The following is a 25,413-nucleotide window of genomic DNA, read 5'->3' as shown; positions in this document are numbered from 1 at the left end:
AGTAGGCCGCGGATTATAGCGATGGTTTCTCGGCTGTGCTATCCGAAAAATCCGATACGGCCACACGTAGAAACGTTGCGGCGAACTCGTCGGCGCACAGGGGCAGGCTGACGATGTAGCCCTGGATCTGTTCGCAACCTTCTTGCGCCAGGAATTGCTGCTGGGCCAGGGTTTCGACGCCCTCGGCGATGATGGTGAATTGCATGCTGCGGCCCAGGGCGATGATTGCCCGTACGATGGCCGCGTCGTGGGGGTCGTCGGGCAGGCCGCGAACGAAGGACTGGTCGATCTTGAGAATGTCCAGCGGCAGGCGCTTGAGGTAACTGAGGGAGGAGTAGCCCGTGCCGAAATCGTCGATGGCCAGCTGCACGCCGAGCTTTTTCAGCTGGTACAGCACCGTCAGGGCCTCTTCGGCCTGGCTCATGATGAAATTTTCGGTAATTTCCAGTTGCAATAAGTCAGGCTTGAGCTGGTGTTCGCGCAACAGTTGTTCGATGCGCCCCAGCAAGTTGGGTTGACGCAGTTGGGCGCCGGCCAGGTTGACCGACAGCGGGCCGAGGCTTTCGTAGGTGCTGTTCCATTCGCACAGTTGTCGGCAGGCGTTTTCCAGTACCCAGTCGCCAATCTGCAGGATCATGCCGTTTTCTTCCGCCAACGGGATGAAGTGTTCGGGCGGGACGTCGCCAAACGTCGGGTGGGTCCAGCGAATCAGCGCCTCGGCCCCCACCAGGCGATTGTCGATGAGGCTGATCTTCGGTTGAAAGGACAATGACAGTTCGTTGCGCTCGATCGCTCGCCGCAGCTCGTGTTCCAGGGCCACGCGCTCGCTGGCCTGGGCGGTAAGGTCGCGGGTGTAGCTTTCCACCCTGTTACGCCCCTTGGCCTTGGAGCGGTACATCGCCGCGTCGGCATTCTTGACCAGCGTGGCGACGTCGCAGCCATCCTGCGGGTAGAGGCTGGTGCCGATGCTGGCGCTGATGAAGAACTCGTGTTCGCCGGCCTGGAACGGTGCGGTAAAGCCGTTCAGCAGTTTCTGGGCGATGTGCTCGGCATCGCTGGGTTGCTGCAGGCCCGGCAGCAGGATGATGAACTCGTCGCCGCCCAGGCGTGCCACGGTGTCGATGTCGCGCAACTGCTCGCGCAAACGCACGGCAATGCCCTTGAGCAGCAGGTCGCCGACCGGGTGCCCGAGGCTGTCATTGATGTGCTTGAAGCGGTCCAGATCCAGGAACAGCACGGCACCTTGGCCGCCGTTTTCCTGCTGGCTGTTGAGGGCTGCCAGCAAGCGGCTTTCGAACAGCGTGCGATTGGGCAGGCCAGTCAACGGGTCGTGGTGGGCCTGGTAATCGAGGCGCGCCTGGGCATGCTTGAGGCTGGAGATATCGGCGAAGACCGCGACGAAATGGGTGATCTGCCGGTCCCGATTGCGCACTGCGCTGATGGTCAGCCAACTGGGATACAGCTCGCCGTTCTTGCGCCGGTTGGAGATTTCTCCCTGCCAATGTCCTTCTGCCGTCAGTTGGTGCCACATCGCGGCGTAAAACGCGCTGTCATGCAGGCCGGAAGCCAACAACCGAGGCGTGTGACCCAAGGCTTCGGTTTCGCTGTAGCCGGTGATTTCGGTAAAGGCCCGGTTCACGGCGCTGATGTGCTGTTGAGTATCGGTGATCAGCACGCCTTCGGCGGTGCTTTCGAATACGGTGGCGGCCTGTTGCAGCTTTTCCTGCATCAGATGGCGTTCGGTGATGTCCCGGGCGATGGTCAACATGCAATCTTCGTCGCCGATGGGCAACGGACGGCTGGACACCTCGCAGAGCCGTATCTGCCCGTCGTTACGCCGGATATGGCAGCTGAAGTCCCTGACAAAGCCGTCCCGTTGCAGCAGGTCGAGCATCTGCTTGCGCTCGTTGAGATTGACCCAGATGCCCAGGTCCAGGGTGGAGCGGTCGACCGACAGGGCGCTGTTGAAACCGGTAATGCGGCTGAAGCCTTCGTTGACTTCAATCAGCAGGCCGTCGCTTTGCCGGGACAGTAGCAGGCCATCGGGCGAAGCGTGGAACGCCTTGGCGAACTTCTCTTCGGACGTCTGCAGTTGCTGCTGGGTTTCCTTGAGCTGGCTGATGTCCCGTACCACCACGACCAAGGCTGGCGTCGTGTCGAGGTCGAAAGGCTCGGCGGAAATCAGCCCGGTGAACACCTGGCCATTGCTGCGGCGAAAGGGCATCTCCAGGTTGCGAATGCTACCGGCCTGCAAGCGCTGCAACAGGCTAGGTCCCACGCCTTGGATGCCCCAGATATTCAGTTCGGTTGCGTTGCGTCCCACCACCTGCGCGGCACTCAAGCCAATCTGTTCTTCAAAGGCCTTGTTGACCTCCAACAGGCAACCGTCCAACAACCGTGCAATCACCAGGATGTCCGGGCACTGGCGGAAGACAGAGCCAAATTTCTGCTCCGAAAGACGCAGCGCTTCCTCGGTGCGCTTGGCTTCGCTGATATCGATCATCAGTCCCCGCATCAGCGGTTCGTGCCCGTGTTCGATCAGGCTGACAATGTCGCGTACCCACAGACAGCGGCCATCAGCGGTGATGACCCGGTAATCGATGCAGTGGTCGCGACCCGCCAGCACCTCATGATCGCAGTAGCTCTGGGCACGGATCAGGTCGGCCGGATGAATGATGTTGCGCCAGAAGCCTGGGACCAGCCAATGGGAGAGGGGATAGCCCAGCAGGTCTTCGGCGTGGGGCGACACGTAGCTGTAGGTGAAATCGCTGACCCTTGCCTCCCAGGCAATGGCCGACAGACTCTCCACCAGCCCGCGGTAATGGTATTCACTGCTGCGCAGCTCCTGCTCGAGCTCGACCCGTCGGGCGATTTCCGAGCTGAGGCGGCGATTGATCCGAATCACCGCCGCCAATATGCCAACCAGGAGCAGTAGCGCAGGCAGGCCGTAAAACAGTAAGTCGGACCAGAGCTGGCGATAGTCGTGCACATTGCCGACCCATTTCTGCTGGATCTCGGCGACCTCGGCCGGGCTCATGTCCGCGATGACCTTGTCCAGGATGCCTACCAATATCTTGTTGTCTCGAGGAACGGCCATTGCCAATTGATAGCGATAAGGCGTTTCCCCGCTGACATAAAGGCCTTCGAGCTTGAGTTGGCGCAGGTTCCAGACACTGGACGCCAGATCGCCCACCACCGCATCCACTTCATCGGTTGCCAGCGCTTGCAGGGCTGAGCTGATGTTGGGCAGTGCCACCAGGTTCAGGTCGGGATGATGGCTGCGCAGCAATTCATGGGGGGCATAGTTCTCCACCACGGCGATTTTCAGCCCGTACAGCTCCGTGAGGTTGTGGGGCTGGGCGCCACCGTGATGGGCCAGGATGACAATGGGGAAATCCAGGTAAGGGCGGGTAAAGGCCAGGTAGTTCTGGCGTTCCGGGGTGGACATGATGCCCGGCAAAAGGTCGATCTTGCCCTGTGCGACCTGCTCCAGCACGGCCGTCCAGCTGGCCGGTTCGATGGGCGTGAGCCTGACGGCCAATCGTTCACGGATGATCTCGATGTAGTCGGCGGCCAGGCCTTGATAGCGGCCTTGATCGTCGCGAAACTCAAACGGCGGCCATGAGGCGTCGATGCCCAGGCGCAGGTCGGGGTGGTCCTTGAGCCAGCGGAGCTCGTCGTCGGTGAGCGTCAACGCACCAGCCGTTGCGGTCCAGGTCATCAATGACAGCAAAAGCGCGGCCGTCAGTCTGGGCATCACTGTCTCGTCATGGCTTGGGGAGGATGAGTCGAGTGTAGACGGGCAACAGGGTGCTGAGGAGCGTAACGAAGGGGATTTTATCCGCAGATGACAAAACCCCCGGCAGGGCCGGGGGTTTTGAAGGTCACTCGTCGAGGAAGGAGCGCAGATGCTCGCTTCGCGTCGGGTGGCGCAGTTTGCGCAACGCCTTGGCTTCGATCTGGCGAATCCGCTCACGGGTGACATCGAACTGCTTACCGACTTCCTCGAGGGTGTGGTCGGTATTCATATCGATGCCGAAGCGCATGCGCAGTACCTTGGCTTCACGGGCAGTGAGGCCGGAGAGTACTTCGCGAGTCGCTTCCTTGAGACTCTCGACAGTGGCGACATCGATCGGAGACTGCATGGTGGAGTCTTCGATGAAGTCACCCAAATGGGAGTCTTCGTCATCGCCGATCGGGGTTTCCATGGAGATCGGCTCTTTGGCGATCTTCAATACCTTGCGGATCTTGTCCTCAGGCATTTCCATGCGTTCACCCAGCTCTTCCGGCGTCGGTTCGCGACCCATTTCCTGCAGCATCTGCCGGGAAATACGGTTGAGCTTGTTGATCGTCTCGATCATGTGCACCGGAATACGGATGGTGCGGGCCTGGTCGGCGATCGAGCGAGTGATCGCCTGACGGATCCACCAGGTGGCATAAGTCGAGAACTTGTAGCCGCGACGGTATTCGAACTTGTCCACTGCCTTCATCAGGCCGATGTTGCCTTCCTGGATCAGGTCGAGGAATTGCAGGCCGCGGTTGGTGTACTTCTTGGCGATGGAGATCACCAGGCGCAAGTTCGCTTCGACCATCTCTTTCTTCGCGCGACGGGCCTTGGCCTCGCCGATCGACATGCGACGGTTGATGTCCTTGATCTCGGCGACGCTCAGGCCGGTCTCGGCCTCCAGTGCACTGAGCTTCTGCTGGCAACGAACGATGTCCGGCTGCAGGCGGGCAATGGCTTCGGCGTATTTGCTCTTGCCCTTGGCCAGTGCATCGGTCCAGCTTTCGTCGACTTCATTGCCAGGGAACTGGCGCAGGAAATCGGCACGCGGCATGCGGGCATCACGCACGCAAAGCTGCATGATCGCGCGCTCTTGCTGACGCAGGCGATCCAGGGCACTGCGAACACGCTCGACCAGGCCTTCGAATTGCTTGGGCACCAGTTTGATCGGCATGAACAGCTCGGCCAGTGCCAACAGTTCGGCAATTGCCTGCTTGTTGTTGCGGCCGTGCTTTTTCAGCGCCTTGCGGGTGATTTCCATCTGGTCGGCCACGGCGCCGAAACGCTGTGCGGCGATGACCGGGTCCGGACCGCTTTCGGCTTCTTCCTCGTCGTCGCTCGCTTCGGCGTCGTCGTCATCGGTGTCGTCGTCGGCCTTGGCGGCTTTCGCGTCGATCGGCGGCGGCACTTCGGCGGCAGGCGGTGCAATACCGTCGTCCGGGTCGATATAGCCGCTCAGGACGTCGGACAGGCGGCCACCTTCGGTGGTGACGCGGGTGTACTCGGAGAGAATATGGTCAACCGTGCCAGGGAAGTGCGCGATTGCGCCCATCACTTCACGAATGCCTTCTTCAATACGCTTGGCGATTTCGATTTCGCCTTCACGTGTGAGGAGCTCTACCGTACCCATTTCACGCATGTACATGCGCACGGGGTCCGTGGTGCGACCAATGTCGGTCTCGACCGCTGCCAACGCTGCGGCCGCTTCTTCAGCGGCCGCCTCGTCGGTATCGGCGTCGGCCAGCATAAGGGCATCCTTATCTGGAGCAACCTCGAATACGTTGATCCCCATGTCGTTGATCATGCGGATGATGTCTTCCACCTGTTCCGGATCTGAAATATCCTCCGGCAGGTGGTCGTTGACCTCCGCGTAAGTCAGGTAGCCCTGCTCACGACCCAATAGGATCAACTCTTTGATACGAGACTGCTGTTGCGCTTTTCCGGACATAACACCCTATCCACTGAAGGTCTTGGCGGGCAAAAAACAAGCCGAGGATTATACCTGAGCTGTGACCTCACGCGCCAGTTGAGGTCGGGTTTGATGCGCAAACATTGCGGCTGAGTAGGTCGCGCAATTGGTTTTTCTCTTCGCTGGTCAACTCGCTCTGACGAGCTTTTCGCAGAAGTTGTTCCAGGTTTCGCTCGCGTTGGCGGGCAGACAAGCTAGTAATGGTGTCGAAAAACTGTTGTTCAAGGTTATCTCCCTCAATCAGCCATTCCTTCTCGGCCAGGGCCTTCAACAGGCGCCCCTGCTCGGTACCGTGCCACCGTGCGATCAACTGGAAAGAGTTTAGCTTGGGGTTCTTCTGCACGGCTTCAAGGAGGGCGACCAGCAATTGCGTATTGCTGTGGTCCTCGGCGGCGAAGTGCCCTGCGTCCTCTACTTTTTCCGCCAGTTGCGGGTGATGCAGCAAGGTGCGCAGGGCGGCCAGTGTTGGTGGTTCGACGGCGGCCGGCACGCGCGGGGCACGTGGTTGGTCGCGATCGCCGCGTTTGCTGTTCTTATCCCAGGGTTTCTTGTCCCATTTCTTGCCGCCGCTGCCGGGTTTTTTCGGCGTCCATTCCTGTTGCGGGGCGTAGTCCTGCTGGGGTTGATGATAGTCGGCGAAGTCCGGCATCGCATCGTAATCGATGCCCGGGTCATACGCCGGCGGCGCCTCCTGGGGAGCGTTGTGCACCAACTGGTTGACCGCTTCGCTGTTGAGCCCGGTGATTTCGGTCAGGCGCTGGCGCATGAGGGTGCGCAGGTTGGCGCCAGGCACCTTGTCGATCAGCGGCGCCGCGAGGGTGGCCATGTGGGCCTTGCCTTCGAGGGAGCGTGGATCGGCTTCTTCGGTCAGCTGCTGGAAAAAATAGTCGGCCAACGGTTGCGCGTGCTGGTTGATCCGCGCACGGAACGCGTCGGTGCCTTCGGAGCGCACCAGGGTGTCCGGGTCCTCGCCCTCGGGCAGAAACAGGAAGCGTGCCCGCCGGCCGTCCTGCAGGCACGGCAAGGTGGCTTCCAGGGCGCGCCAGGCAGCGTTGCGACCGGCCTGGTCGCCGTCGAAGCAGAACAGCACGTTGGGCACGACGCGAAACAGGCGCTTCATGTGCTCTTCGCTGGTGGCCGTGCCCAGTGTCGCGACAGCGTTGCGCAGGCCTTGCTGGGCCAGGGCTATCACGTCCATGTAGCCTTCGACGACGATGATTTCGTCGAGGTTGCGGTTGTTCTTGCGCGCCTCGTACAGGCCGTAGAGTTCCTGGCCCTTATGGAACACCGGGGTTTCCGGGGAGTTCAGGTATTTCGGCTTGTCATCGCCCAGCACCCTGCCACCAAAGGCGATGATCCGCCCGCGGGTGTCGCGGATCGGAAACATGACCCTGTCGCGAAAGCGATCGTAGCGCTTGCCGGTTTCGGCGTTTTCAATCAGCAGGCCGGCGTCGATCATGGCGCGCTGTTGCAACGTGTCACTGCTTAGATGCTTGTACAGGTTGTCCCAGCCGGGTGGGGCGAAGCCAAGGCCGAAGTCACGGGCGATTTCGCCCGTCAGGCCGCGGCCCTTGAGATAGTCCACCGCAGCCTTGCGCGCCGGATGGCTTTTGAGGGCCTGGCGATAAAAATCGGCCGCCGCTGTCAGTAGCGGGTAGAGCGGTGAATCGGTCGGTTGGCGCGGCTTGTGCGGTCGACCGCTTTCCTCGCGGGGAATTTCCATCCCGGCGGCTTTGGCCAGTTCTTCGACGGCCTGGGGAAAGTCCAGGTTGTCGTGATCCATGAGAAAGCCGAGGGCGTTGCCGCCCGCACCGCAACCGAAGCAATAGTAGAACTGCTTGTCGGGGCTGACGCTGAAAGAGGGCGTCTTCTCTTTGTGAAACGGGCAGCAGGCCGTGTAGTTCTTGCCTGCTTTCTTCATTTGCAGGCGAGAGCTGACCACGTCGACGATGTCGGTGCGGTTCAGGAGGTCGTCAATAAAGCTCTGGGGAATCAGCCCGGCCATGGCGTTCTCATCATCACTGCGCGAAATAGGGACCCGAAATCGGCAGGCGTAACCGGGTCTGGGTTTGAGGCACGCTAAATCGGTGGCTCGACCGGGTCGTCTGCATCATCGCTGTCGGGAAGTGTATCTGCCGATTATCCACTGACGTTAATCACTATCAGTATTCGACTGTTTGAATGTGTTGCGCTGAGTCCGGTAACGGCCGGTCAGGCCTCGGATAGCTCATGAAGCGGGCACGCAAGCAGGTGCCTTGGGCTGATCGTCGTTAGAGGAATCAGGGTGTGCTCGTCGGTAGCCTTGGAAGGCTCGTCAGGAAGGACGTGCACCGCTGGCAAAAGAGCCAGGTCTGACGCGGTGAAGCAGGTTGTCTTGGTCGCGTCTGCGACTTTGACAGTGAAGCATCAAGCGTTAATCCGCAAATGCCATAAGCCCGGCTTGAAGGCCGGGCTTGGCAGAAGCTTGCTACGAACGTCTGTGTATTAGTACAGACGTACGGCGCGGCGCTGTTCGCGCTGAACTTTCTTGGCGTGACGCTTAACAGCGGCTGCTGCCTTGCGCTTACGCTCAGAAGTCGGCTTCTCGTAGAATTCGCGGCTACGAACTTCAGCCAGAACACCGGCTTTTTCGCAGGAGCGCTTGAAACGACGCAGAGCTACGTCGAAGGGTTCGTTCTCTTTTACTTTGACGGCTGGCATCCAGAGCTACCTTCATTCATTACCGGGGTCAACATCCTCGCGGCAAAAGAGCACTTGAAGACGTCGGTTTTTAAGGGTTGCGGATGTTAACCCCTCAACGCTCGGAATGCAAAGCCTCTGATCGAAAACCGCTGGTCGGGGCACGACGCGACGACTATTATGCGCGCCTTCGAATTCAGCCTCTACAAGGCGCAAACCCATGCTAGTACTGGGATTAGAAACCTCTTGCGACGAAACCGGTGTCGCACTTTACGACAGTGAGCGCGGCCTGCTGGCCGATGCGCTTTTCAGTCAGATCGACCTGCACCGCGCCTACGGCGGGGTAGTGCCCGAGCTTGCCTCTCGCGATCACGTCAAGCGCATGCTGCCCCTGATCCGCCAGGTCCTGGCCGAAGCCGGCTGCGTGCCGACCGAGATCGACGGCATTGCCTACACCGCCGGCCCGGGCCTGGTCGGCGCGTTGCTGGTCGGCGCTTCCTGTGCCCAGGCGCTGGCCTTTGCCTGGGGGATCCCGGCCTTGGGTGTGCACCATATGGAAGGCCACTTGCTGGCACCGATGCTGGAGGCGCAACCGCCGCAGTTTCCGTTCGTCGCTTTGTTGGTATCGGGCGGCCATACGCAGCTCATCCGGGTCGATGGAATCGGCCAATACGAGCTGCTCGGCGAATCCCTCGACGATGCGGCCGGCGAAGCGTTCGACAAAACCGCAAAAATGATGGGCCTCAATTACCCAGGTGGGCCGGAAATTTCCCGGCTTGCGATGCAAGGCGTCGATGGGCGTTTCGTGTTCCCGCGGCCGATGTGTGACCGCCCCGGCCTGGATTTCAGTTTCAGCGGGCTGAAGACCTTCGCCCTGAACACCTGGCAGCAGTGCGTCAGCGCCGGGGACGACAGTGAGCAAGCCCGTTGCGACATCTCGCTGGCGTTCCAGCAGGCCGTGGTGGAGACTTTGACCATCAAGTGCAAGCGTGCCCTGAAGCAGGTCGGGCTCAAGCGCCTGGTGATTGCCGGTGGCGTGAGCGCGAACAAGGCCTTGCGCACATCGCTGGAAAAAATGCTCGGCGACATGAACGGCGACGTTTACTACGCCCGGCCGGAGTTCTGTACAGATAACGGCGCAATGATTGCCTTTGCCGGTTGCCAGCGCTTGCAGGCCGGCCAGCAGGAAAGCCTGGCGATCAGCGTGCAGGCGCGCTGGCCGATGGAGCAGTTGGCGCCCCTGTGAAGCATCATTTAAAAATGCCGTTCGCGCCCGGCGAACAGGTCGCGTAGATTGCCCCGGTGGCGCCAGACGATCAGTGCCACCAGCGCGGTCATGGGCAGCAAGGCCGCCGGTTGCTGCCAGGCCAGCAACGGCAGGGTCAGTGGCGTGGCGATCAGCGCGGCCAGGGAGCTGGTGCGGGTCAGGTAGAACGTCAGCAGCCAGGCACAGACAGCCAGCAGGGCGGCGGGCGGGTACAGGCCCAGCAGCATGCCGGCAGCGGTGGCGACACCCTTGCCGCCGCGAAAGCGAAAGTACAGCGGGAAGAGATGCCCGATGACGGCGCAGACGCCGATCCAGGCCTGTTGCTGCAAGGAGAGCCCTGCAAGGCTGGCGATCAGTACCGGGACAAGGCCTTTGCAGAGGTCGCCCAGCAGGGTCAGGATGGCGAGTTTGCGTCCGGCCAGGCGCAGCATGTTGGTGGCGCCGGCATTGCCCGAGCCACTCATTCGCGGATCCGGGCGACCGGTCAGGCGGCTGAGCAAAATGGCGAAGGACAGCGAGCCGAGCAGGTAGGCGAGAATCGCCAGTAACCAAGACATGCTAACTATTCCGGGCGAGGACGCCCTGATTCTAACGGGGCATTGCGCCCTTGTCGTGCTGCGGAGAAGAGTGCTTGGACAGAGTGTTTATCGAGGGCCTGGAAGTCGACACGGTAATCGGTGCCTACGACTGGGAGCGAGGCATCCGACAGTGCCTGCGGCTTGACCTGAGCTTCGCCTGGGATAACCGCCCGGCCGCCGCGGGTGACGACCTGACCCTGGCGCTCGACTACGCCAGCGTGTCGTCGCGCATCCAGGCGTTTGCCGAGCAGGCGCAGTTCCAGTTGGTCGAGACCTTTGCCGAGCGGCTGGCCCAGGCACTCATGGACGAGTTCAAGATCACCTGGCTGCGTCTGAAAGTGACCAAGCCGGGCGCCGTACCAGCGGCCAGCGGCGTTGGCGTGGAGATCGAGCGCGGATGTCGCTGACTCAGGTTTTTCTCGGGCTCGGCAGCAATATCGAGCGCGAAACCCATTTGTGTGCCGGTCTTGAGGCCCTGGCCGGCTTCCTCGTGGACATGCGCTGTTCGGCCGTGTTCGAGAGCCAGCCAGTGGGGATCAAGAGCGGGCCGTTCTTCAACTTTGTCGTCTCGGCCTTCACGGATCTGCCGCTGATGGAATTGGACCGACGCCTCAAGTTCATCGAGGCTGACAACGGTCGCTATGCGCCGGACCGCAAGGGACTGCCGCTGGATATCGACGTGCTGCTGTATGGCGAGCAGGTCGGCAACTTCGACGGGCTGATCCTGCCGCGCGCGGAAATCCTCAAGAACGCCTTCGTCCTATGGCCTTTGTCATTGATCGCGCCGGATCGGATTCACCCAGGCGTGGGCAAAAGCTTCGCCACTTTGTGGGAAGAATCGCAGATCGACCAGGTGCTGGCGCCAGTGGCTTTCGAATGGCGTGGCCAGCAGCTTACGCCATCGAATCTGCGCTGAAGCGCCTGCCGCTATCGCGAGCAAGCTCGCTCCCACATTAGAGTCTCAGCGGACACATATTTTGTGTTCACCAGATCCACTGTGGGAGCGAGCTTGCTCGCGATGGACGGCCATTCATCTAGCAAAAATGCAAGCTGACGTCAGCTCGCCGCTTCCTTGTAGCTTTTCAACGCCTTGAGCCGCTCGCGCTTGATCGCCTCACCCAGCTCCGGTCCCTTGAAGCCTTTCTCCAGCAAGGGCTGCACCGCCACTGCGCGGGCTGCTGCCGCTGCGCCCCGCAAATAATCAGCCTGTGGATAACTTCTGTCTTCAAGCCCTTTGCGCCCCCGCGCATCCATCTCACAAGCGGCGATGAATTCCTCGAAGCGCTGAGGTCGACGGTAAACATCGAAACTCTGCAGCAGCTCAAGCAAGGTCGACGCCTTGAGCTCAAGCGCGCGATGACCATGGGTGTGGTATTGGCCTACCAGTAACGCCAATTCCTGACAGTCGCGGGGCACCTTGAAGCGCTCGTTGACCGCATTGATCGGCTTCAACCCCGTGTGCTCATGGGCGATGTGTCGCGGCCATTCGTGTTGGGGCGTCAGGCCTTTGCCCAGGTCATGGAGCAGGCAGGCCCAGCGGACTGTCAGCGGTTGTTGGTGCAGGGCGGCTTGTTCCAGCACGCTCAGGGTATGGACGCCAGTGTCGATTTCCGGGTGATGGGTTTCCGGCTGGGGCACGCCGAACAGTGCGTCGACCTCGGGCATCAAGACCTTGAGGGCCGTGCAGTCGCGCAAGACCTGGATGAATACCTGTGGTTGTTTTTCCATGAGGGCGCGGGAAATCTCTTTCCAACTGCGCTCGGCCGTCAGCGCCTCCAGTTCCCCGGACTCGCTGAGCTGGCGCATCAGTTGGAGAGTTTCCTCCGCCACCTTGAAGCCCAATGGTGCATAACGGGCGGCAAAGCGGGCAACCCGCAGGACTCGGAGCGGATCTTCGGCGAAAGCGGGGGAGACGTGACGCAGTACCCGGGCTTCCAGGTCGCGCTGGCCGTGGTACGGATCGGTCAGGTTGCCATGGTCGTCTTCGGCCATGGCATTGATGGTCAAGTCCCGGCGAACCAGGTCCTGCTCCAGGGTCACTTCAGGGCTGGCATGGAATACGAAGCCACCATAGCCGCGGCCGCTCTTGCGCTCAGTGCGGGCGAGGGCGTATTCCTCGCCTGTCTTCGGGTCCAGGAATACCGGAAAATCGGCCCCTACGGGACGAAACCCTTTGGCGAGCATTTCCTCGGCGGTAGCCCCCACCACGACCCGATCGACGTCGGTGACGGGAATGCCCAGCAGGCGATCGCGTACGGCGCCGCCAACTTTATAGATCTGCATAAAAAACCTCCGTTGGTCCGACAGGATAACCTTTGCGTCAGACGTCCGGAGGCGAAAATGGGATCAAAGATGAATGACGGCCAGGTCCAGGCGGCCATAGTCGCCTTCGGTTTGTTCGCTTCTGGGCGGCACATGATGCGTTTTCATCACTTGGTCGCCTTGCAGGGTTTCCAGGTGAATGTCGAAGCCCCAGAGGCGATGCAGGTGCTTGAGCACTTCATCGGTGGAGTCACCCAGTGGTTTGCGGTTGTGCGCCTGGTGCCGCAGGGTTAGGGAGCGGTCTCCGCGGCGATCGATGCTGTAGATCTGCACATTGGGCTCGCGATTGCCCAGGTTGTATTGCGCCGCCAGGGTTTCGCGGATGATGCGGTAGCCGCTCTCATCGTGAATGGCCGGCACCACCAGGTCATCTTTCTGGTCGTCATCCAGGATGCTGAACAGCTTCAGGTCGCGGATCACCTTGGGCGAAAGGTATTGCAGGATGAAGCTTTCGTCCTTGAAGCTGCTCATGGCGAATTTAATCGCGGACAACCAGTCCGAACCGGCGATTTCCGGGAACCAGCGACGATCTTCCTCGGTGGGGTTTTCGCACATGCGCCGGATGTCGCGGTACATGGCGAAACCCAGGGCGTAAGGGTTGATGCCGCTGTAGTACGGGCTGTCGAAGCCAGGCTGAAACACCACGCTGGTGTGGGACGTCAGGAACTCCATCATGAAGCCGTCGGTGACCAGGCCCTCATCGTACAGATCGTTCATCAGCGTGTAGTGCCAGAACGTGGCCCAGCCTTCGTTCATCACCTGGGTTTGGCGCTGTGGATAGAAATACTGGGCGATCTTGCGCACGATGCGCACGATTTCCCGCTGCCAGGGCTCCAGCAGTGGCGCATGTTTTTCGATGAAATAGAGAATGTTTTCCTGGGGTTCGGCCGGGAAACGGGCATTGTCTTTTTCGTTGTACTTGTCCGCACCCTTGGGAATGGTGCGCCACAGATCGTTGATCTGTTTTTGCAGGTGCTCTTCGCGATCTTTCTGGCGCCGACGTTCTTCTTCGGCGGAAATCGGATACGGCCGCTTGTAGCGGTCCACGCCGTAGTTCATCAGGGCATGGCAGGAGTCCAGCAGGTCCTCCACCGCGTCGATACCGTGGCGCTCCTCGCATTGCATGATGTACTGCTTGGCGAACACCAGGTAATCGATGATCGAACTGGCATCGGTCCACGTGCGGAACAGGTAGTTGCCCTTGAAGAAGCTGTTGTGCCCGTAGCAGGCATGTGCCACCACCAAGGCCTGCATGCAGATGGTGTTTTCTTCCATCAGATAGGCGATGCAAGGGTCGGAGTTGATCACGATCTCATAGGCCAGCCCCATCTGGCCGCGACTGTAGGATTTCTCGGTACTGAGGAAGTGCTTGCCGTAGGACCAGTGGTGATAGCCCAGCGGCATGCCGACAGACGCGTAGGCGTCCATCATCTGCTCGGCGGTAATCACCTCGATCTGGTTCGGGTAGGTGTCGAGGGCATAGCGGTCCGCGATACGGCTGATTTCGCGGTCGTAGGCCTTGATCAGCTCGAACGTCCATTCGGAGCCGGTGGAAATGGGTTGGCGTTTCTGCTCTTTTTTGGCGGTCATGTCACTAACCTGCGCTGGAAGAGTTCACGGAAGACCGGGTAGATATCCCCGGCCGAGACCAGTTGCTGCTGGGCAAATGTGTCGGAAAACGCTTCGGCAATCCGTTCGTATTCATACCACAGGGCCTGGTGTTCCCGTGGCGTGATTTCCACATAGGTGTAGTACTGGACGAACGGCATGATCTGGTTGATCAGGATGTCGCGGCAGATCGGCGAATCGTCGTTCCAGTTGTCGCCGTCCGACGCCTGGGCCGCATAGATGTTCCATTCGTTGGCCGGATAGCGTTCGGCCATGATTTCCTGCATCAGCTTCAGGGCACTGGAAACGATGGTGCCGCCGGTTTCCCTGGAGTAGAAGAACTCCTCTTCGTCCACTTCCCGGGCGCTGGTGTGATGGCGGATGAACACCACATCGATCTTGTCGTAGTTCCGCTTCAGGAACAGGTACAACAGGATGAAGAAGCGCTTGGCGATGTCCTTGGTGGCCTGGGTCATGGAGCCCGACACGTCCATGAGGCAGAACATCACCGCCTTGGAGCTGGGATTGGGCTGTTTCACCAGCAGGTTGTACTTGAGGTCGAAGGTATCGAGGAACGGAACACGATGAATACGTGCGCTGAGTTTCTCGATTTCCGCCTCAAGGTCTTGAATGTCGCCGAAATTGTCGGGTTCTTCGCGCTTGAGGCGGGCCAGTTCTTCCTTGGCTTCGCGCAGTTTGGCGCGGCTGCTGCCCGACAGGGCGATGCGCCGGGCATGGGCTGAACGAAGGGTGCGGATGATGTTGATGCGTGATGGGTTGCCTTCGTTGCTGATACCGGCACGCACGGTCTTGAAGGTGTCGGTGCCGGTCAGGTTGCGCTTGACCAGGTTGGGCAGCTCCAGGTCCTCGAACATGAACTCCAGGAATTCCTCCTGGGTGATCTGGAAGACGAACTCATCCATGCCCTCACCGGAATTGCCCGCCTTGCCGGGGCCCTTGCCGCCACCTCCACCCTGAGGTCGGGGGATGTGCTCGCCACTGGTGAATTCCTTGTTGCCAGGATGCACGACGGTCTGTTTGCCGCCGCGACCATGGTGAAGCACCGGCTCGTCGATGTCGCGGCCGGGGATGCTGATCTGCTCGCCGTGTTCCATGTCGGTAATGGAACGCCGACTGACCGCCTCTTCGACGGCCTTCTTGATGTGGTCACGGTAACGCCGCAGAAACCGCTGGCGGTTCACCGTGCTCTTGTTCTTGCCATTAAGGCGTCGGTCGATCACATAGCTCATAGGCCCCTCCGGGGGAGCTTCAAGTCGTAAGCCTCAAGCCGTAAGGGGCGTGGCGTCGAGCCTTGGGCTCGACGCCGTTCCCTTGCAGTTTGCAGCTAGAAGCTTGCCACTGCTTATTGCGATTTCCGGACCCGCAGGTACCACTCGGAAAGCAGTCGTACCTGTTTGTCGGTGTAGCCACGTTCGACCATGCGTGTGACAAAATCGTTGTGTTTTTGCTGGTCCTCCTTGCTGGCCTTGGCGTTGAAGCTGATGACGGGCAGCAGGTCTTCGGTGTTGGAGAACATTTTCTTCTCGATGACCACCCGCAGCTTTTCATAGCTGAGCCAGGTTGGGTTCTTGCCGTTGTTGTTGGCCCGGGCGCGCAGCACGAAGTTGACGATTTCGTTGCGGAAATCCTTCGGATTGCTGATGCCTGCCGGTTTCTCGATTTTTTCCAGTTCCTCGTTGAGGGCTACGCGATTGAGTATCTCGCCGGTTTCCGGGTCGCGGTATTCCTGGTCCTGGATCCAGAAGTCTGCGTACAGCACGTAGCGATCGAAGATGTTCTGGCCATATTCACTGTAGGACTCCAGGTATGCCGTCTGGATTTCCTTGCCAATGAACTCGATGTAGCGAGGCGCCAGGTATTCCTTGAGGAAGCGCAGGTAGCGTTCGCGGGTTTCGGCCTGGAACTGTTCCTGTTCGATCTGCTGTTCCAGCACGTACAGCAGGTGTACCGGGTTGGCCGCGATCTCGTGGGGGTCGAAGTTGAAGACCTTGGACAGGATCTTGAACGCGAAGCGCGTGGACAGCCCGTTCATCCCCTCATCGACCCCGGCGTTGTCACGGTATTCCTGGATCGATTTGGCCTTTGGATCGGTGTCCTTGAGGTTTTCACCGTCGTACACGCGCATCTTCGAATAGATGTTGGAGTTTTCCGGCTCCTTGAGGCGCGACAGCACCGTGAACTGGGCCAGCATCTTCAGGGTGTCGGGGGCACAATGGGCCTTGGACAGCGAACTGTTGAACAGCAGCTTGTCGTAGATCTTCACCTCGTCGGTCACTCGCAGGCAGTACGGCACCTTGACGATATAGATCCTGTCGATGAAGGCTTCGTTGTTCTTGTTGTTGCGGAAGGTATGCCATTCCGACTCGTTGGAGTGAGCCAGCAGGATGCCGGTGAACGGAATGGCCCCCAGGCCCTCGGTGCTGTTGTAGTTGCCTTCCTGGGTGGCGGTCAGCAGCGGGTGCAGCACCTTGATGGGCGCCTTGAACATTTCGACGAATTCCATCAGGCCCTGGTTGGCCCGGCACAGCGCACCCGAATAGCTGTAGGCGTCGGCGTCGTTCTGTGGGAATTCTTCCAGTTTGCGGATATCGACCTTGCCCACCAGGGCCGAAATGTCCTGGTTGTTTTCGTCGCCGGGCTCGGTCTTGGCTACCGCGATCTGGTTGAGGATCGAGGGATAGAGCTTGACCACCCGGAACTGGCTGATATCGCCGCCGAACTCGGCCAGGCGTTTGGTCGCCCATGGCGACATGATGGTATTGAGGTAGCGGCGTGGAATACCGAAGTCTTCCTCGAGGATCGCGCCGTCCTCGGTGGCATTGAACAACCCCAGGGGCGATTCGAACACCGGCGAACCCTTGATGGCATAGAAGGGCACTTTTTCGATCAGTTGCTTGAGTTTTTCGGCCAGGGACGATTTACCGCCACCCACTGGGCCGAGCAGATAAAGGATCTGTTTCTTTTCTTCCAGGCCTTGGGCGGCATGGCGGAAATAGGACACGATCTGTTCGATGCATTCTTCCATCCCGTGGAAGTCCGCAAAGGCCGGATAGCGGCGAATCACCTTGTTGGAGAAGATGCGCGAGAGCCTCGAGTTGGTCGAGGTATCCAGCAGCTCCGGTTCTCCGATGGCCAGCAACAGACGCTCCGCGGCCGAGACATAGGCGCTGCGGTCCTGCTTGCAGAGTTCGAGGTATTCCTGCAGCGAGTATTCCTCTTGCCGCGTGGACTCGAAACGTTGCTGGAAGTGGCTAAAAATGCTCATGACGTCACCTCGCTCGATACGTGGAGCCGGTGTCGGATCAATCAGTCGATGCTGGACAGCCCCTGGGGACCCAGTGGCTGTTTACCCCCCAGAATGCTTTCAAGAATGCAGGCTCCTGAAAGCTGACTCCCGATGACCCGCGCGCCGGAGTACCGGCTCTCCCCTGTTTTGGATGGCCTGAGGCTAAGGATAGTTCGGAATCACGGAGGTAAAGGTGGAATACGTAATTAGTTATGGCAGACCGTTCGTCTGCCATCGCTCAAGCCCACGGATCACGCGGGCTTGGCCGACATAAAAAATTATTCGTCGGTGCCTTGCGCTGTTTGCGCGGGATACGTCGCACGCCATAACTCAAAACCACCGTCCAGGCTGTAGACGTCGCTAAAGCCCTGGCTGACCAGATAAGCGGCGGCGCTCTGGCTGGAATTGCCGTGGTAGCAGACCACGACGAGAGGTGCATCGAGGTCGGCGGCGCGAATGAAATCGGCGATGGAGTGGTTATCCAGATGTCTGGAGCCGCTGATGTGCGAGGCCGCAAAGGTGGCAGGGTCGCGAACGTCGACAACGACCGCGCCTTGCTCGCGCAGGGCCTGGGCCTGTTCCGGGGGAATGCGTTTGAATTCGGTCATCTGAGGGGCTCCTGTGGCTTGAGCGCAACGCCAGTCAAACGGCGGTGCCTGCCGGCGATGGTGCGGTGGTCGGGTGGTGGAGGGTGGCGTGGCCCTGTTCGTCGCAATCGCAACGCAGTCGCTCGCCCGTGTCGACGTTCATCAGCGTCATGGCACTGCCCCACACGCAGCCGGTATCGAGGGCGAAGACGCCGGGTTCGTCGCATTGGCCTTCCAATGCGGCCCAGTGTCCGAAAATGATCTTCAGGTGACGGGTCTTGCGCTCACTGTGCTTGAACCACGGGGCATAGCCGGGTGGTGCGGTCTCGATGCCTTCCTTGCCCTTGAGGTCGAGCTTGCCGTCACGGGTGCAGAAGCGCATGCGCGTAAAATAGTTGGTGATGACGCGAAGACGGGCGCTGCCGGTGAGGTCGTTGTCCCACTTGACCGGGTCGTTGCCGTACATGCCATCCAGGTAGGGGGCGAACAGGTTGTCGTCGCGCAGTGCCTGTTCCACCTCGCTGGCGCACTTGAGCGCCTTGCGCAAGGACCACTGGGGCGGGATGCCGGCATGGACCAGTGCGAGGTTGCGTGACTCGTCGTAATGCATGAGCTTTTGCTGGCGCAGCCACTCCAGCAGTTCAACGCAATCGGGTGCGGCGAGTATTTCGCTCAAGGTATCGGATTTTTTCAGGCGTTCGATGTTCTGCCAGGCGGCCAACAGATGCAGGTCGTGGTTGCCGAGCACGCACACAAGTGACTGACGGATGCCGTAGAGAAAGCGTAGCGTCTCAAGGGACTGCGGGCCACGGTTGACCAGGTCGCCCACCAGCCACAGCGTGTCTTTTTGCGGGTCGAAGGCGACGCGCTCCAACAGGCATTTGAGCGGGTCTAGGCAGCCCTGCAGGTCGCCGACCGCGTACGTGGCCATCAGTGCAAGGCTCCGGGTACGGCCAGGCGAAAGGGCTTGATGACGGCGTCGAAGCGTGTGCCGTCCTCGGCCAGCATCTGATAGGTGCCCTGCATGGTGCCGACCTTGGTGGTCATCACCGTCCCGCTGCTGTAGCTGTGGCTTTTGCCGGCGTCGATCAGTGGCTGCTGGCCGACCACACCTTCACCGCGCACTTCTTCCACATGGCCGTCGCCGTCGGTGATGACCCAGTGCCGCGACAGCAGTCTGGCCGGCATCGAGCCATTGTTGCGCACGATAATGCTGTAGGCGAAGGCGAAGCGGTCATGCTCGGGTTGCGACTGTTCTGCCAGAAAGCGGGTGGTGACGCTGACGTCGACTTGGTAACGAGGATCGGACATGCAAAAAGGCCTTAAAAACGAAGCGGGACGCGGGCGCGACTCAGGAGATCAGTCTAGGCCAAGTATCGGGTAGTAGACCAGACTGGCGTACTGCCCGATAGCGCTCGTCACCCGTTCAGTTGGCGTCGGCTTGCGAGGTGACCTGTTCGCTGAGCTTGTCGGCCAGGCGTACGAAAGCCGCCAGGTCCAACTGCTCGGGGCGCAGGCTGCCATCAACGCCGGCGGCTTCGATTTCGGCGCTGCTGAGCAGCAGTTTCAAGGTGTTGCGCAAGGTCTTGCGGCGTTGGTTGAACGCTTCGCGCACCACCCGCTCCAGCAGGCGGTGATCCTTGGCCGGGTGTGGCAGGACGGCATGGGGCACCAGGCGGACGATGGCTGAATCGACTTTCGGCGGCGGGTTGAATGCACCCGGACCGACGTTGAACAGGTGTTCGACCCGGCAATGGTACTGGACCATGATCGACAGGCGACCCCAGTCGCCGCCGCCAGGCCCGGCGGCGAGGCGCTCGACCACTTCTTTCTGCAACATGAAGTGCATGTCGCGGATGAGGCCGGCGTTGCTCAGCAGGTGGAAAATCAGCGGTGTGGAGATGTTGTACGGCAGGTTGCCCACCACTCGCAGGCTGTTCGGCGCGGCGTTCAGGCAGTTGAAGTCGAACTTCAGCGCATCGCCCTGGTGCAGGTTGAAATTGCTCTTGCCGGCGAACTGCTGGTTGAGGATCGGGACCAGGTCCTTGTCCAGTTCCACCACGTCCAGTTGCGCGCCGCTGTCGAGCAGGCCCTCGGTCAAGGCACCCTGGCCCGGGCCGATTTCCAGCAGGCGGTCGTCAGGCTTGGCCCGGATGGAGCGCAGGATGCGATCGATCACGCCAGCGTCATGCAGGAAGTTCTGGCCGAAGCGCTTGCGCGCGCGGTGTTGGTATTGCTCGGTCATAAATGGGTCTCGGCCATCTGGTAGGCGGTTTCCAGCGCGACTTGCAGGCTGCCGGTATCGATCTTGCCGCTGCCGGCCAGGTCCAGGGCGGTGCCATGGTCCACGGAGGTGCGGATGATCGGCAGGCCCAGCGTCACGTTGACTGCCGCGCCGAAGCCTTTGTACTTCAGCACGGGCAGGCCCTGGTCGTGGTACATCGCCAGCACCGCGTCGCAGTGCTCCAGATATTTGGGGGTAAACAGAGTGTCGGCAGGCAGCGGGCCACGCAGGTCCATGCCCTCGCTGCGCAAGCGCTCCAAGGTGGGTTCGATGATGTCGATTTCTTCACGGCCCAGGTGTCCGCCTTCGCCGGCATGGGGATTGAGCCCACAGACCAGGATGCGCGGCCGGGCAATGCCGAATTTTTCCTGGAGGTCGGCGTGCAGGATGCGCGTGACCCGCTCCAGGCGGTCCGGGGTGATGGCGTCGGCGATGTCCCGCAAGGGCAGGTGAGTGGTCACCAGGGCCACGCGCAGGCCTCGGGTGGCGAGCATCATGACCACTTGCGCGGTGTGGGTCAGGTCCGCCAGGAATTCGGTGTGCCCTGAAAAGGCGATCCCGGATTCGTTGATGACGCCCTTGTGCACCGGTGCAGTGATCATGCCGGCGAACGTTCCGTCCAGGCAGCCTTGGCCTGCGCGGGTCAGGGTTTGCAGGACAAACGCCGCGTTAGCCTTGTCCAGTTGCCCGGTGACCACCGGAGCGCCCAGGGGCGTATCCCAGACATACAGGCTTTTGGCGGGCGCCGGGACGTCCGGCCAGGCCTGCGGTGTCACGGGCAGCAGGTCGACGACCACTCCCAGTTGCGCGGCCCGCTCAAGGAGCAGGTCGCGACTGGTAATGGCAATCAGGGGATGCGGCTGGGGTTGCGAGGCGAGCAGCAGGCACAGGTCGGGACCGATGCCGGCTGGCTCGCCGGGGGTCAGCGCGAAACGCTTGGGTTTCACTGCGCTGCCTGGTCTGCACCAGGAAGTTTGATTTCAACGTAGGCTTCGTCGCGAATCTGACGCAGCCAGGTTTGCAACTCTTCGTCGTATTTGCGGTTGCGCAACACGGTCATCGCCTGCTGTTCGCGTGCCTGGGTGGTGCTGTCGGTGGCGCGGCGGCCCAGGACTTCCAGTACGTGCCAGCCATACGGGCTCTTGAACGGCTTGGACAGCTGGCCTTGCGGCGTTTCGGCCATGACTTGGCGGAACTCGGGCACCAGGGCGTTCGGGTCGACCCAGTTCAGGTCGCCGCCATTGAGGGCCGAACCCGGGTCTTCCGAAAAGCTTTTCGCCAGTTCAGCGAAGTCTTCGCCCGCTTCAATGCGGTCGTAGAGCTTCTCCGCCAGGCGCTTGGTCTCGGCTTCGCTGCGGATCTCGCTTGGCTTGATCAGGATGTGGCGAACATGGACTTCGTCTCGGACCTGGGTGCCGCCACCGCGTTTTTCCAGCACTTTCAGGATGATGAAGCCGCCTGGGGTGCGCGCTGGCTGGGTGATGTCACCGACCGCCATGGCGCTCAGTTCGCGGTCGAACGGAGGCGGCAGTTGAGCGGGCTTGCGCCAGCCCATGTCGCCGCCTTCCAAGGCGTTGTCGCTGCCCGACTTGGCAATGGCCATCTGGCCGAAGTCAGCCCCTTGCTTGAGCTGCTGGTAGACATCCATGGCCTGGCGATAAGCGCTCTGGATCGCTTCGGAGTTGGCGCTTTCGGGGGTAGGAATCAGGATGTTCGCCAGGTGCAGCTCTTCGGAAAGCTGCATCTTGCCCAGGTCGGAAGCGAGGAAGTTCTTCACTTCCTGTTCCGACACCTGGATGCGCTCGGCGACACGGCGCTGGCGCACGCGGCTGATGATCATCTCGCGACGGATCTGGTCACGGGCGTCCTCGTAGGAGAGGCCGTCGCGAGCCAGGGCCGCACGGAACTGGTCGATGCTCATGTTATTGCGCTGGGCAATGGTGCCCACGGCCTGGTTCAGTTCTTCATCGGTGATGCGAATGCCGGAACGTTCGCCGATCTGCAATTGCAGGTTTTCGACGATCAGGCGCTCGAGCACTTGCTGGTCCAGCACGCCCGGAGGCGGCAGGCCACCGCCGCGCTTGGCGATGGTTTGCTGGACTTCGTGGACGCGCTGGTCCAGCTGGCTCTGCATGACCACGTCGTTATCGACGATGGCCACCACTTTATCGATGGACTGTACCGCGGCGTTGGCCGCGGTACCCAGGAACAACGCGCCCAGCATCAGCGGGCGCAGACAATCAGAAAGCTTGATCTTCACGTTCACGATAACCTTGGATGCCTTTGTCGAGGAAGCTCTCTACCTTGGCGCCGGTGAGGCCGCCGAGTCCCTTCAGAACAATTTGGAGGAAGACGCCGTGGTCGCCTTTTTCGTTTTCCGGGGCGGCTTGACTGAACTCTTCGTAGTCGACCCAGTAGCGGTTGATCAGGCGCAGTTTCCAGCAGCAGTTGTCATATTCGAAACCACCGAAGGCTTCCAGGGTGCGGTTGCGGTTGTAGTCATACTGCCAGCGGCTGATTGCATTCCACTGCGGCACGATCGGCCAGATGACCGAGAAGTCGTGCTGCTTGATCTTGTAGTAGTCCTTCACGTAGCCAGGCTGGCCTGGCCGACCATAGTCGCCACCGCCCACTTGCCATGTACCGGTAGTCTCGTCGTAACGAACCTGGTCGTTACGATAGCGGTAGCCTGCGTTGATGACCTTGTTCGGATTGTCTTCCGGCTGGTAATGGAACATTGCACTGCCCGAGCGAGGGCTGTGGGTGTCCGGGTCCCAGTTATAGGTAGCGGTCGTGCGCCAGTCGCGGTTCCAGCGATATTCGTAGTCCAGCGCGTAAGGCGAAACGTCTGATTTGGCATCTTCGCGAGTGGTGAAGTCGATACCAGGCAACTGGACTTTACGATCCTTGAAGTAGAACGCTTGGCCGACGGCAATGCGTTGGCGTTCGAAGCCGTTCTCTTCGATCCAGCGGCTGGTCACGCCCAGGGACAACTTGTTTTCGTCGCCGACACGGTCGGAGCCGGTGAAACGGTTATCCCGGAACAACGAGGAGTAGCTGAAGGTCGACTCGCTGGTATCGAAGACCGGAATGTCGCTCTGGTCCTTCTCCGGTACATAGAGATAGAACAGGCGTGGTTCCAGGGTCTGGCGATAATTGCTGCCGAACCATTGGGTGTCGCGGTCGAAGTACAGCCCGCTGTCGATACTGGCTATTGGGACAGCGCGGTTGGGAGTGCTGTCATATCCTCTGCCGACAGCCGTTTTCCCCTTGCTGTCCAGATCCAAATCGTATTGGGTATATTGATACTTGAGGCTCGGCTTGATGTAGCCATAGCTGGCTTCCATCGGCAGACTCATGACTGGGGCCAGGTTCACGCGGGTGCCGTTGGACCGTGCCAAGCCACTGACGTTCTCGTCCAACCAGTTTGCAGTGGAGTTACCGTCTTCGTCCGTATATTTACCTTTTCGCAAATCCCGATCAAACCGCACCAACTCAGTCTGATACGCGAAGTTCAAGCCATACGGATGATCAGGCAGCGCACCGTTGAAAGTAATCTGCGGCAGGCGGTTATAAGGCGTGATCTTCGAAATCGTCGCCATCTGATAAGCCTGGGCATTCAAGCGGGCAACGTAACTATCACCCCGGTAGCTGACGACCCCTTGCTGGTTTACATAGTCCCTGGATTCAACACCGATCTGATCGGTCTCCAAGTCCTGGAAATAGTAAGGATCGCTGATCTTCGTATAGTCGACTTCCGTCAGCACGCGGGAATCGAGCCCGCCCTTGTGCTGCCAGTTGTACATGTAGCGGGTCTTGCTGTAGTCGGACTGCTTGGCGCGTTCGTCTTCTTCGTCGTTGAGGTACGCGGCACCGAACTGACCTTCGCTGGACTTGGTCAGGTAGCGGAACTCGCCTTCCATCAACAGGCCACGCTTGCTCATGTAGCGCGGGTACAACGTGGCGTCGTAGTTCGGCGCCAGGTTGAAGTAGTACGGGGTGACCAGCAGGAAGCCAGTATCGCTACCGCTGCCGATGGTCGGCGGCAGGAAGCCGGACTGGCGACGGTCGTCGATCGGGAAGTAGATGTACGGCGTGTACAGGACTGGGAAGTCCTTGACCCGCAGCGTCACGTTGGTCGCGGTGCCGAAGCCGGTGGCCGGGTTCAGGGTGATGTTGTTGCCCTTGAGCGTCCAGGCGTTGCTGTTCGGTTCGCACGTGGTGTACGTACCGTCCTTGAGGCGGATGATCGCGTTCTCGGCGCGCTTGGCGTACAGCGCGTTACCGCGGATGCGCGACTTGTGCATCACGTATTCGGCGTTGTCGACCTTGGCTTCGCCGGTGTCCAGCTGTACATCGGCGTGGTCGCCGACGATCAGCGCACCGTTATCGCGAACCCGCACGTTGCCGCTCAGCTCGCCACGGTTCTCGGCCTGGTACAGGCTGGCCTCGTCGGCCTCGACCTGCATGCTGCCCTGGCGCATGACCACGTCGCCGGCCAGGGTCGCCACCTGTTCTTCTTGCTGATAGCGTGAGGCCTTGGCGCCGAGGAACGTGGGCGCATCGCTCTTGGCGGTCTTGTCATTCATGCCAGGACGCGTCGGCTCGATGTAGGCACCGGCGCAGTAAGGACCGGTCTCAGCCAATTGCGCCGGGGTGAGGTTCTCTCGTGGAACCCAATCCAGGTGACTGTAGTCTGCACTGCGCGACTTCAGGCCACGGCCCTTGGCTTCGGTAACGAGCATCGGCTTTTCGCCGGCTTCCTCGCCCGAGCTGCTGTCGGCCGGAGCCGCACCGCTGTCGGAAACCGCACTGCCGTCATGCACGGGACGCGGCGGCAACGCGGCGGCCGGTGTCTTGGGCGCACAGTCCCAGGCACCCGAAGCGGAGACGGAGCAGTCATACTGCTGCGCCGCGACGACGAATGAAGAGGCCAGGGGTTGCAGGGCCAGCAGACTGCCGGTGACCAGCAACGGAAATTTTTTACGAAACGCGGGGGATTTCAATGCCATCTTATTAGTCCGGGCT

Annotated in this window: 19 protein-coding genes; 3 read left to right on the top strand and 16 right to left on the bottom strand. The window is 60.5% G+C overall.

Annotation, left to right across the window (positions count from 1 at the left end):
* Positions 1-13: 13 nt before the first annotated feature.
* The 4 genes from ACMTA2_RS29910 to rpsU form a co-directional block, all read right to left on the bottom strand.
* Positions 14-3,757, bottom strand: coding sequence for an EAL domain-containing protein (locus ACMTA2_RS29910; protein ID WP_413792940.1), 3,744 nt, complete (start codon positions 3,755-3,757; stop codon positions 14-16).
* Positions 3,758-3,884: 127 nt separating this feature from the next.
* Positions 3,885-5,732, bottom strand: coding sequence for an RNA polymerase sigma factor RpoD (rpoD, locus tag ACMTA2_RS29905; RefSeq protein WP_413792939.1), 1,848 nt, complete (start codon positions 5,730-5,732; stop codon positions 3,885-3,887).
* Between the two features lie 67 nt (positions 5,733-5,799).
* On the bottom strand, positions 5,800-7,758 hold the full coding sequence (gene dnaG / locus ACMTA2_RS29900) for a DNA primase (protein WP_413792938.1): 1,959 nt from the start codon (positions 7,756-7,758) through the stop codon (positions 5,800-5,802).
* 479 nt (positions 7,759-8,237) lie between these two features.
* Entirely contained in the window at positions 8,238-8,453 is a 216-nt protein-coding gene (gene rpsU, locus ACMTA2_RS29895; RefSeq protein WP_002551877.1) for a 30S ribosomal protein S21, read from the bottom strand.
* 199 nt (positions 8,454-8,652) lie between these two features.
* On the opposite strand from rpsU, the gene tsaD reads away from it, so the two are divergent.
* A complete protein-coding gene (gene tsaD / locus ACMTA2_RS29890; RefSeq protein WP_413792937.1) occupies positions 8,653-9,678 on the top strand; it encodes a tRNA (adenosine(37)-N6)-threonylcarbamoyltransferase complex transferase subunit TsaD in 1,026 nt (341 codons plus the stop codon).
* Between the two features lie 8 nt (positions 9,679-9,686).
* On the opposite strand, the gene plsY is transcribed toward tsaD, so the two are convergent.
* Positions 9,687-10,256 carry a glycerol-3-phosphate 1-O-acyltransferase PlsY gene (gene plsY / locus ACMTA2_RS29885; RefSeq protein ID WP_413792936.1) on the bottom strand — a complete coding sequence of 190 codons (570 nt, stop codon included), beginning with the start codon at positions 10,254-10,256 and terminating at the stop codon, positions 9,687-9,689.
* 74 nt (positions 10,257-10,330) lie between these two features.
* On the opposite strand from plsY, the gene folB reads away from it, so the two are divergent.
* Positions 10,331-10,684 carry a dihydroneopterin aldolase gene (gene folB / locus ACMTA2_RS29880; RefSeq protein WP_018607238.1) on the top strand — a complete coding sequence of 118 codons (354 nt, stop codon included), beginning with the start codon at positions 10,331-10,333 and terminating at the stop codon, positions 10,682-10,684.
* On the top strand, positions 10,675-11,193 hold the full coding sequence (folK, locus tag ACMTA2_RS29875; RefSeq protein ID WP_092331251.1) for a 2-amino-4-hydroxy-6-hydroxymethyldihydropteridine diphosphokinase: 519 nt from the start codon (positions 10,675-10,677) through the stop codon (positions 11,191-11,193). The genes folB and folK overlap by 10 nt, the downstream gene beginning before the upstream one ends.
* A gap of 140 nt (positions 11,194-11,333) precedes the next feature.
* Here folK and ACMTA2_RS29870 read toward each other — a convergent pair whose 3' ends face one another.
* The 11 genes from ACMTA2_RS29870 to ACMTA2_RS29820 form a co-directional block, all read right to left on the bottom strand.
* Positions 11,334-12,560 carry a multifunctional CCA addition/repair protein gene (locus ACMTA2_RS29870; RefSeq protein WP_413792935.1) on the bottom strand — a complete coding sequence of 409 codons (1,227 nt, stop codon included), beginning with the start codon at positions 12,558-12,560 and terminating at the stop codon, positions 11,334-11,336.
* A 63-nt stretch (positions 12,561-12,623) separates the two neighbouring features.
* On the bottom strand, positions 12,624-14,189 hold the full coding sequence (locus ACMTA2_RS29865) for a SpoVR family protein (protein ID WP_413792934.1): 1,566 nt from the start codon (positions 14,187-14,189) through the stop codon (positions 12,624-12,626).
* The gene (locus ACMTA2_RS29860) at positions 14,186-15,457 is read right to left on the bottom strand and encodes a YeaH/YhbH family protein (RefSeq protein WP_003206179.1); all 1,272 of its coding nucleotides are present in this window, start codon (positions 15,455-15,457) and stop codon (positions 14,186-14,188) included. The genes ACMTA2_RS29865 and ACMTA2_RS29860 overlap by 4 nt, the downstream gene beginning before the upstream one ends.
* Before the next feature lie 113 nt (positions 15,458-15,570).
* Positions 15,571-17,493 (bottom strand): PrkA family serine protein kinase, encoded by a 1,923-nt coding sequence (locus tag ACMTA2_RS29855; protein WP_053125937.1) that lies wholly within the window; start codon positions 17,491-17,493, stop codon positions 15,571-15,573.
* A 299-nt stretch (positions 17,494-17,792) separates the two neighbouring features.
* Positions 17,793-18,122: a thiosulfate sulfurtransferase GlpE gene (glpE, locus tag ACMTA2_RS29850; protein WP_413792933.1), complete on the bottom strand. Its 330-nt coding sequence runs from the start codon at positions 18,120-18,122 to the stop codon at positions 17,793-17,795.
* 34 nt (positions 18,123-18,156) lie between these two features.
* Complete coding sequence (locus ACMTA2_RS29845; protein ID WP_413792932.1) at positions 18,157-19,032, bottom strand: symmetrical bis(5'-nucleosyl)-tetraphosphatase; 876 nt, start codon at positions 19,030-19,032, stop codon at positions 18,157-18,159.
* Positions 19,032-19,412 (bottom strand): Co2+/Mg2+ efflux protein ApaG, encoded by a 381-nt coding sequence (gene apaG, locus ACMTA2_RS29840; protein ID WP_413792931.1) that lies wholly within the window; start codon positions 19,410-19,412, stop codon positions 19,032-19,034. The genes ACMTA2_RS29845 and apaG overlap by 1 nt, the downstream gene beginning before the upstream one ends.
* Positions 19,413-19,527: 115 nt before the next feature.
* Positions 19,528-20,346 (bottom strand): 16S rRNA (adenine(1518)-N(6)/adenine(1519)-N(6))-dimethyltransferase RsmA, encoded by an 819-nt coding sequence (gene rsmA / locus ACMTA2_RS29835; protein ID WP_413792930.1) that lies wholly within the window; start codon positions 20,344-20,346, stop codon positions 19,528-19,530.
* Positions 20,343-21,332 carry a 4-hydroxythreonine-4-phosphate dehydrogenase PdxA gene (gene pdxA / locus ACMTA2_RS29830; protein WP_413792929.1) on the bottom strand — a complete coding sequence of 330 codons (990 nt, stop codon included), beginning with the start codon at positions 21,330-21,332 and terminating at the stop codon, positions 20,343-20,345. The genes rsmA and pdxA overlap by 4 nt, the downstream gene beginning before the upstream one ends.
* Positions 21,329-22,645 (bottom strand): peptidylprolyl isomerase SurA, encoded by a 1,317-nt coding sequence (surA, locus tag ACMTA2_RS29825; RefSeq protein WP_413792928.1) that lies wholly within the window; start codon positions 22,643-22,645, stop codon positions 21,329-21,331. The genes pdxA and surA overlap by 4 nt, the downstream gene beginning before the upstream one ends.
* Positions 22,626-25,397 (bottom strand): LPS-assembly protein LptD, encoded by a 2,772-nt coding sequence (locus tag ACMTA2_RS29820; RefSeq protein WP_413792927.1) that lies wholly within the window; start codon positions 25,395-25,397, stop codon positions 22,626-22,628. The genes surA and ACMTA2_RS29820 overlap by 20 nt, the downstream gene beginning before the upstream one ends.
* Positions 25,398-25,413 lie beyond the last annotated feature (16 nt).

Origin of the sequence: Pseudomonas medicaginis, assembly GCF_965119365.1 — a bacterium.
Lineage (GTDB): Bacteria > Pseudomonadota > Gammaproteobacteria > Pseudomonadales > Pseudomonadaceae > Aquipseudomonas.
The sequence above is the reverse complement of the archived record's forward strand: the minus strand, read 5'-3'. Positions and strand labels throughout refer to the sequence as shown.

What these genes read in the sequence shown, in the direction of transcription:
- ACMTA2_RS29910 (WP_413792940.1), bottom strand. Translation starts at nt 3,757, where the DNA reads ATGCCCAGACTGACGGCCGCGCTTTTGCTGTCATTGATGACCTGGACC.
- rpoD (WP_413792939.1), bottom strand. Translation starts at nt 5,732, where the DNA reads ATGTCCGGAAAAGCGCAACAGCAGTCTCGTATCAAAGAGTTGATCCTA.
- dnaG (WP_413792938.1), bottom strand. Translation starts at nt 7,758, where the DNA reads ATGGCCGGGCTGATTCCCCAGAGCTTTATTGACGACCTCCTGAACCGC.
- rpsU (WP_002551877.1), bottom strand. Translation starts at nt 8,453, where the DNA reads ATGCCAGCCGTCAAAGTAAAAGAGAACGAACCCTTCGACGTAGCTCTG.
- tsaD (WP_413792937.1), top strand. Translation starts at nt 8,653, where the DNA reads ATGCTAGTACTGGGATTAGAAACCTCTTGCGACGAAACCGGTGTCGCA.
- plsY (WP_413792936.1), bottom strand. Translation starts at nt 10,256, where the DNA reads ATGTCTTGGTTACTGGCGATTCTCGCCTACCTGCTCGGCTCGCTGTCC.
- folK (WP_092331251.1), top strand. Translation starts at nt 10,675, where the DNA reads ATGTCGCTGACTCAGGTTTTTCTCGGGCTCGGCAGCAATATCGAGCGC.
- ACMTA2_RS29870 (WP_413792935.1), bottom strand. Translation starts at nt 12,560, where the DNA reads ATGCAGATCTATAAAGTTGGCGGCGCCGTACGCGATCGCCTGCTGGGC.
- ACMTA2_RS29865 (WP_413792934.1), bottom strand. Translation starts at nt 14,189, where the DNA reads ATGACCGCCAAAAAAGAGCAGAAACGCCAACCCATTTCCACCGGCTCC.
- ACMTA2_RS29860 (WP_003206179.1), bottom strand. Translation starts at nt 15,457, where the DNA reads ATGAGCTATGTGATCGACCGACGCCTTAATGGCAAGAACAAGAGCACG.
- ACMTA2_RS29855 (WP_053125937.1), bottom strand. Translation starts at nt 17,493, where the DNA reads ATGAGCATTTTTAGCCACTTCCAGCAACGTTTCGAGTCCACGCGGCAA.
- glpE (WP_413792933.1), bottom strand. Translation starts at nt 18,122, where the DNA reads ATGACCGAATTCAAACGCATTCCCCCGGAACAGGCCCAGGCCCTGCGC.
- ACMTA2_RS29845 (WP_413792932.1), bottom strand. Translation starts at nt 19,032, where the DNA reads ATGGCCACGTACGCGGTCGGCGACCTGCAGGGCTGCCTAGACCCGCTC.
- apaG (WP_413792931.1), bottom strand. Translation starts at nt 19,412, where the DNA reads ATGTCCGATCCTCGTTACCAAGTCGACGTCAGCGTCACCACCCGCTTT.
- rsmA (WP_413792930.1), bottom strand. Translation starts at nt 20,346, where the DNA reads ATGACCGAGCAATACCAACACCGCGCGCGCAAGCGCTTCGGCCAGAAC.
- ACMTA2_RS29820 (WP_413792927.1), bottom strand. Translation starts at nt 25,397, where the DNA reads ATGGCATTGAAATCCCCCGCGTTTCGTAAAAAATTTCCGTTGCTGGTC.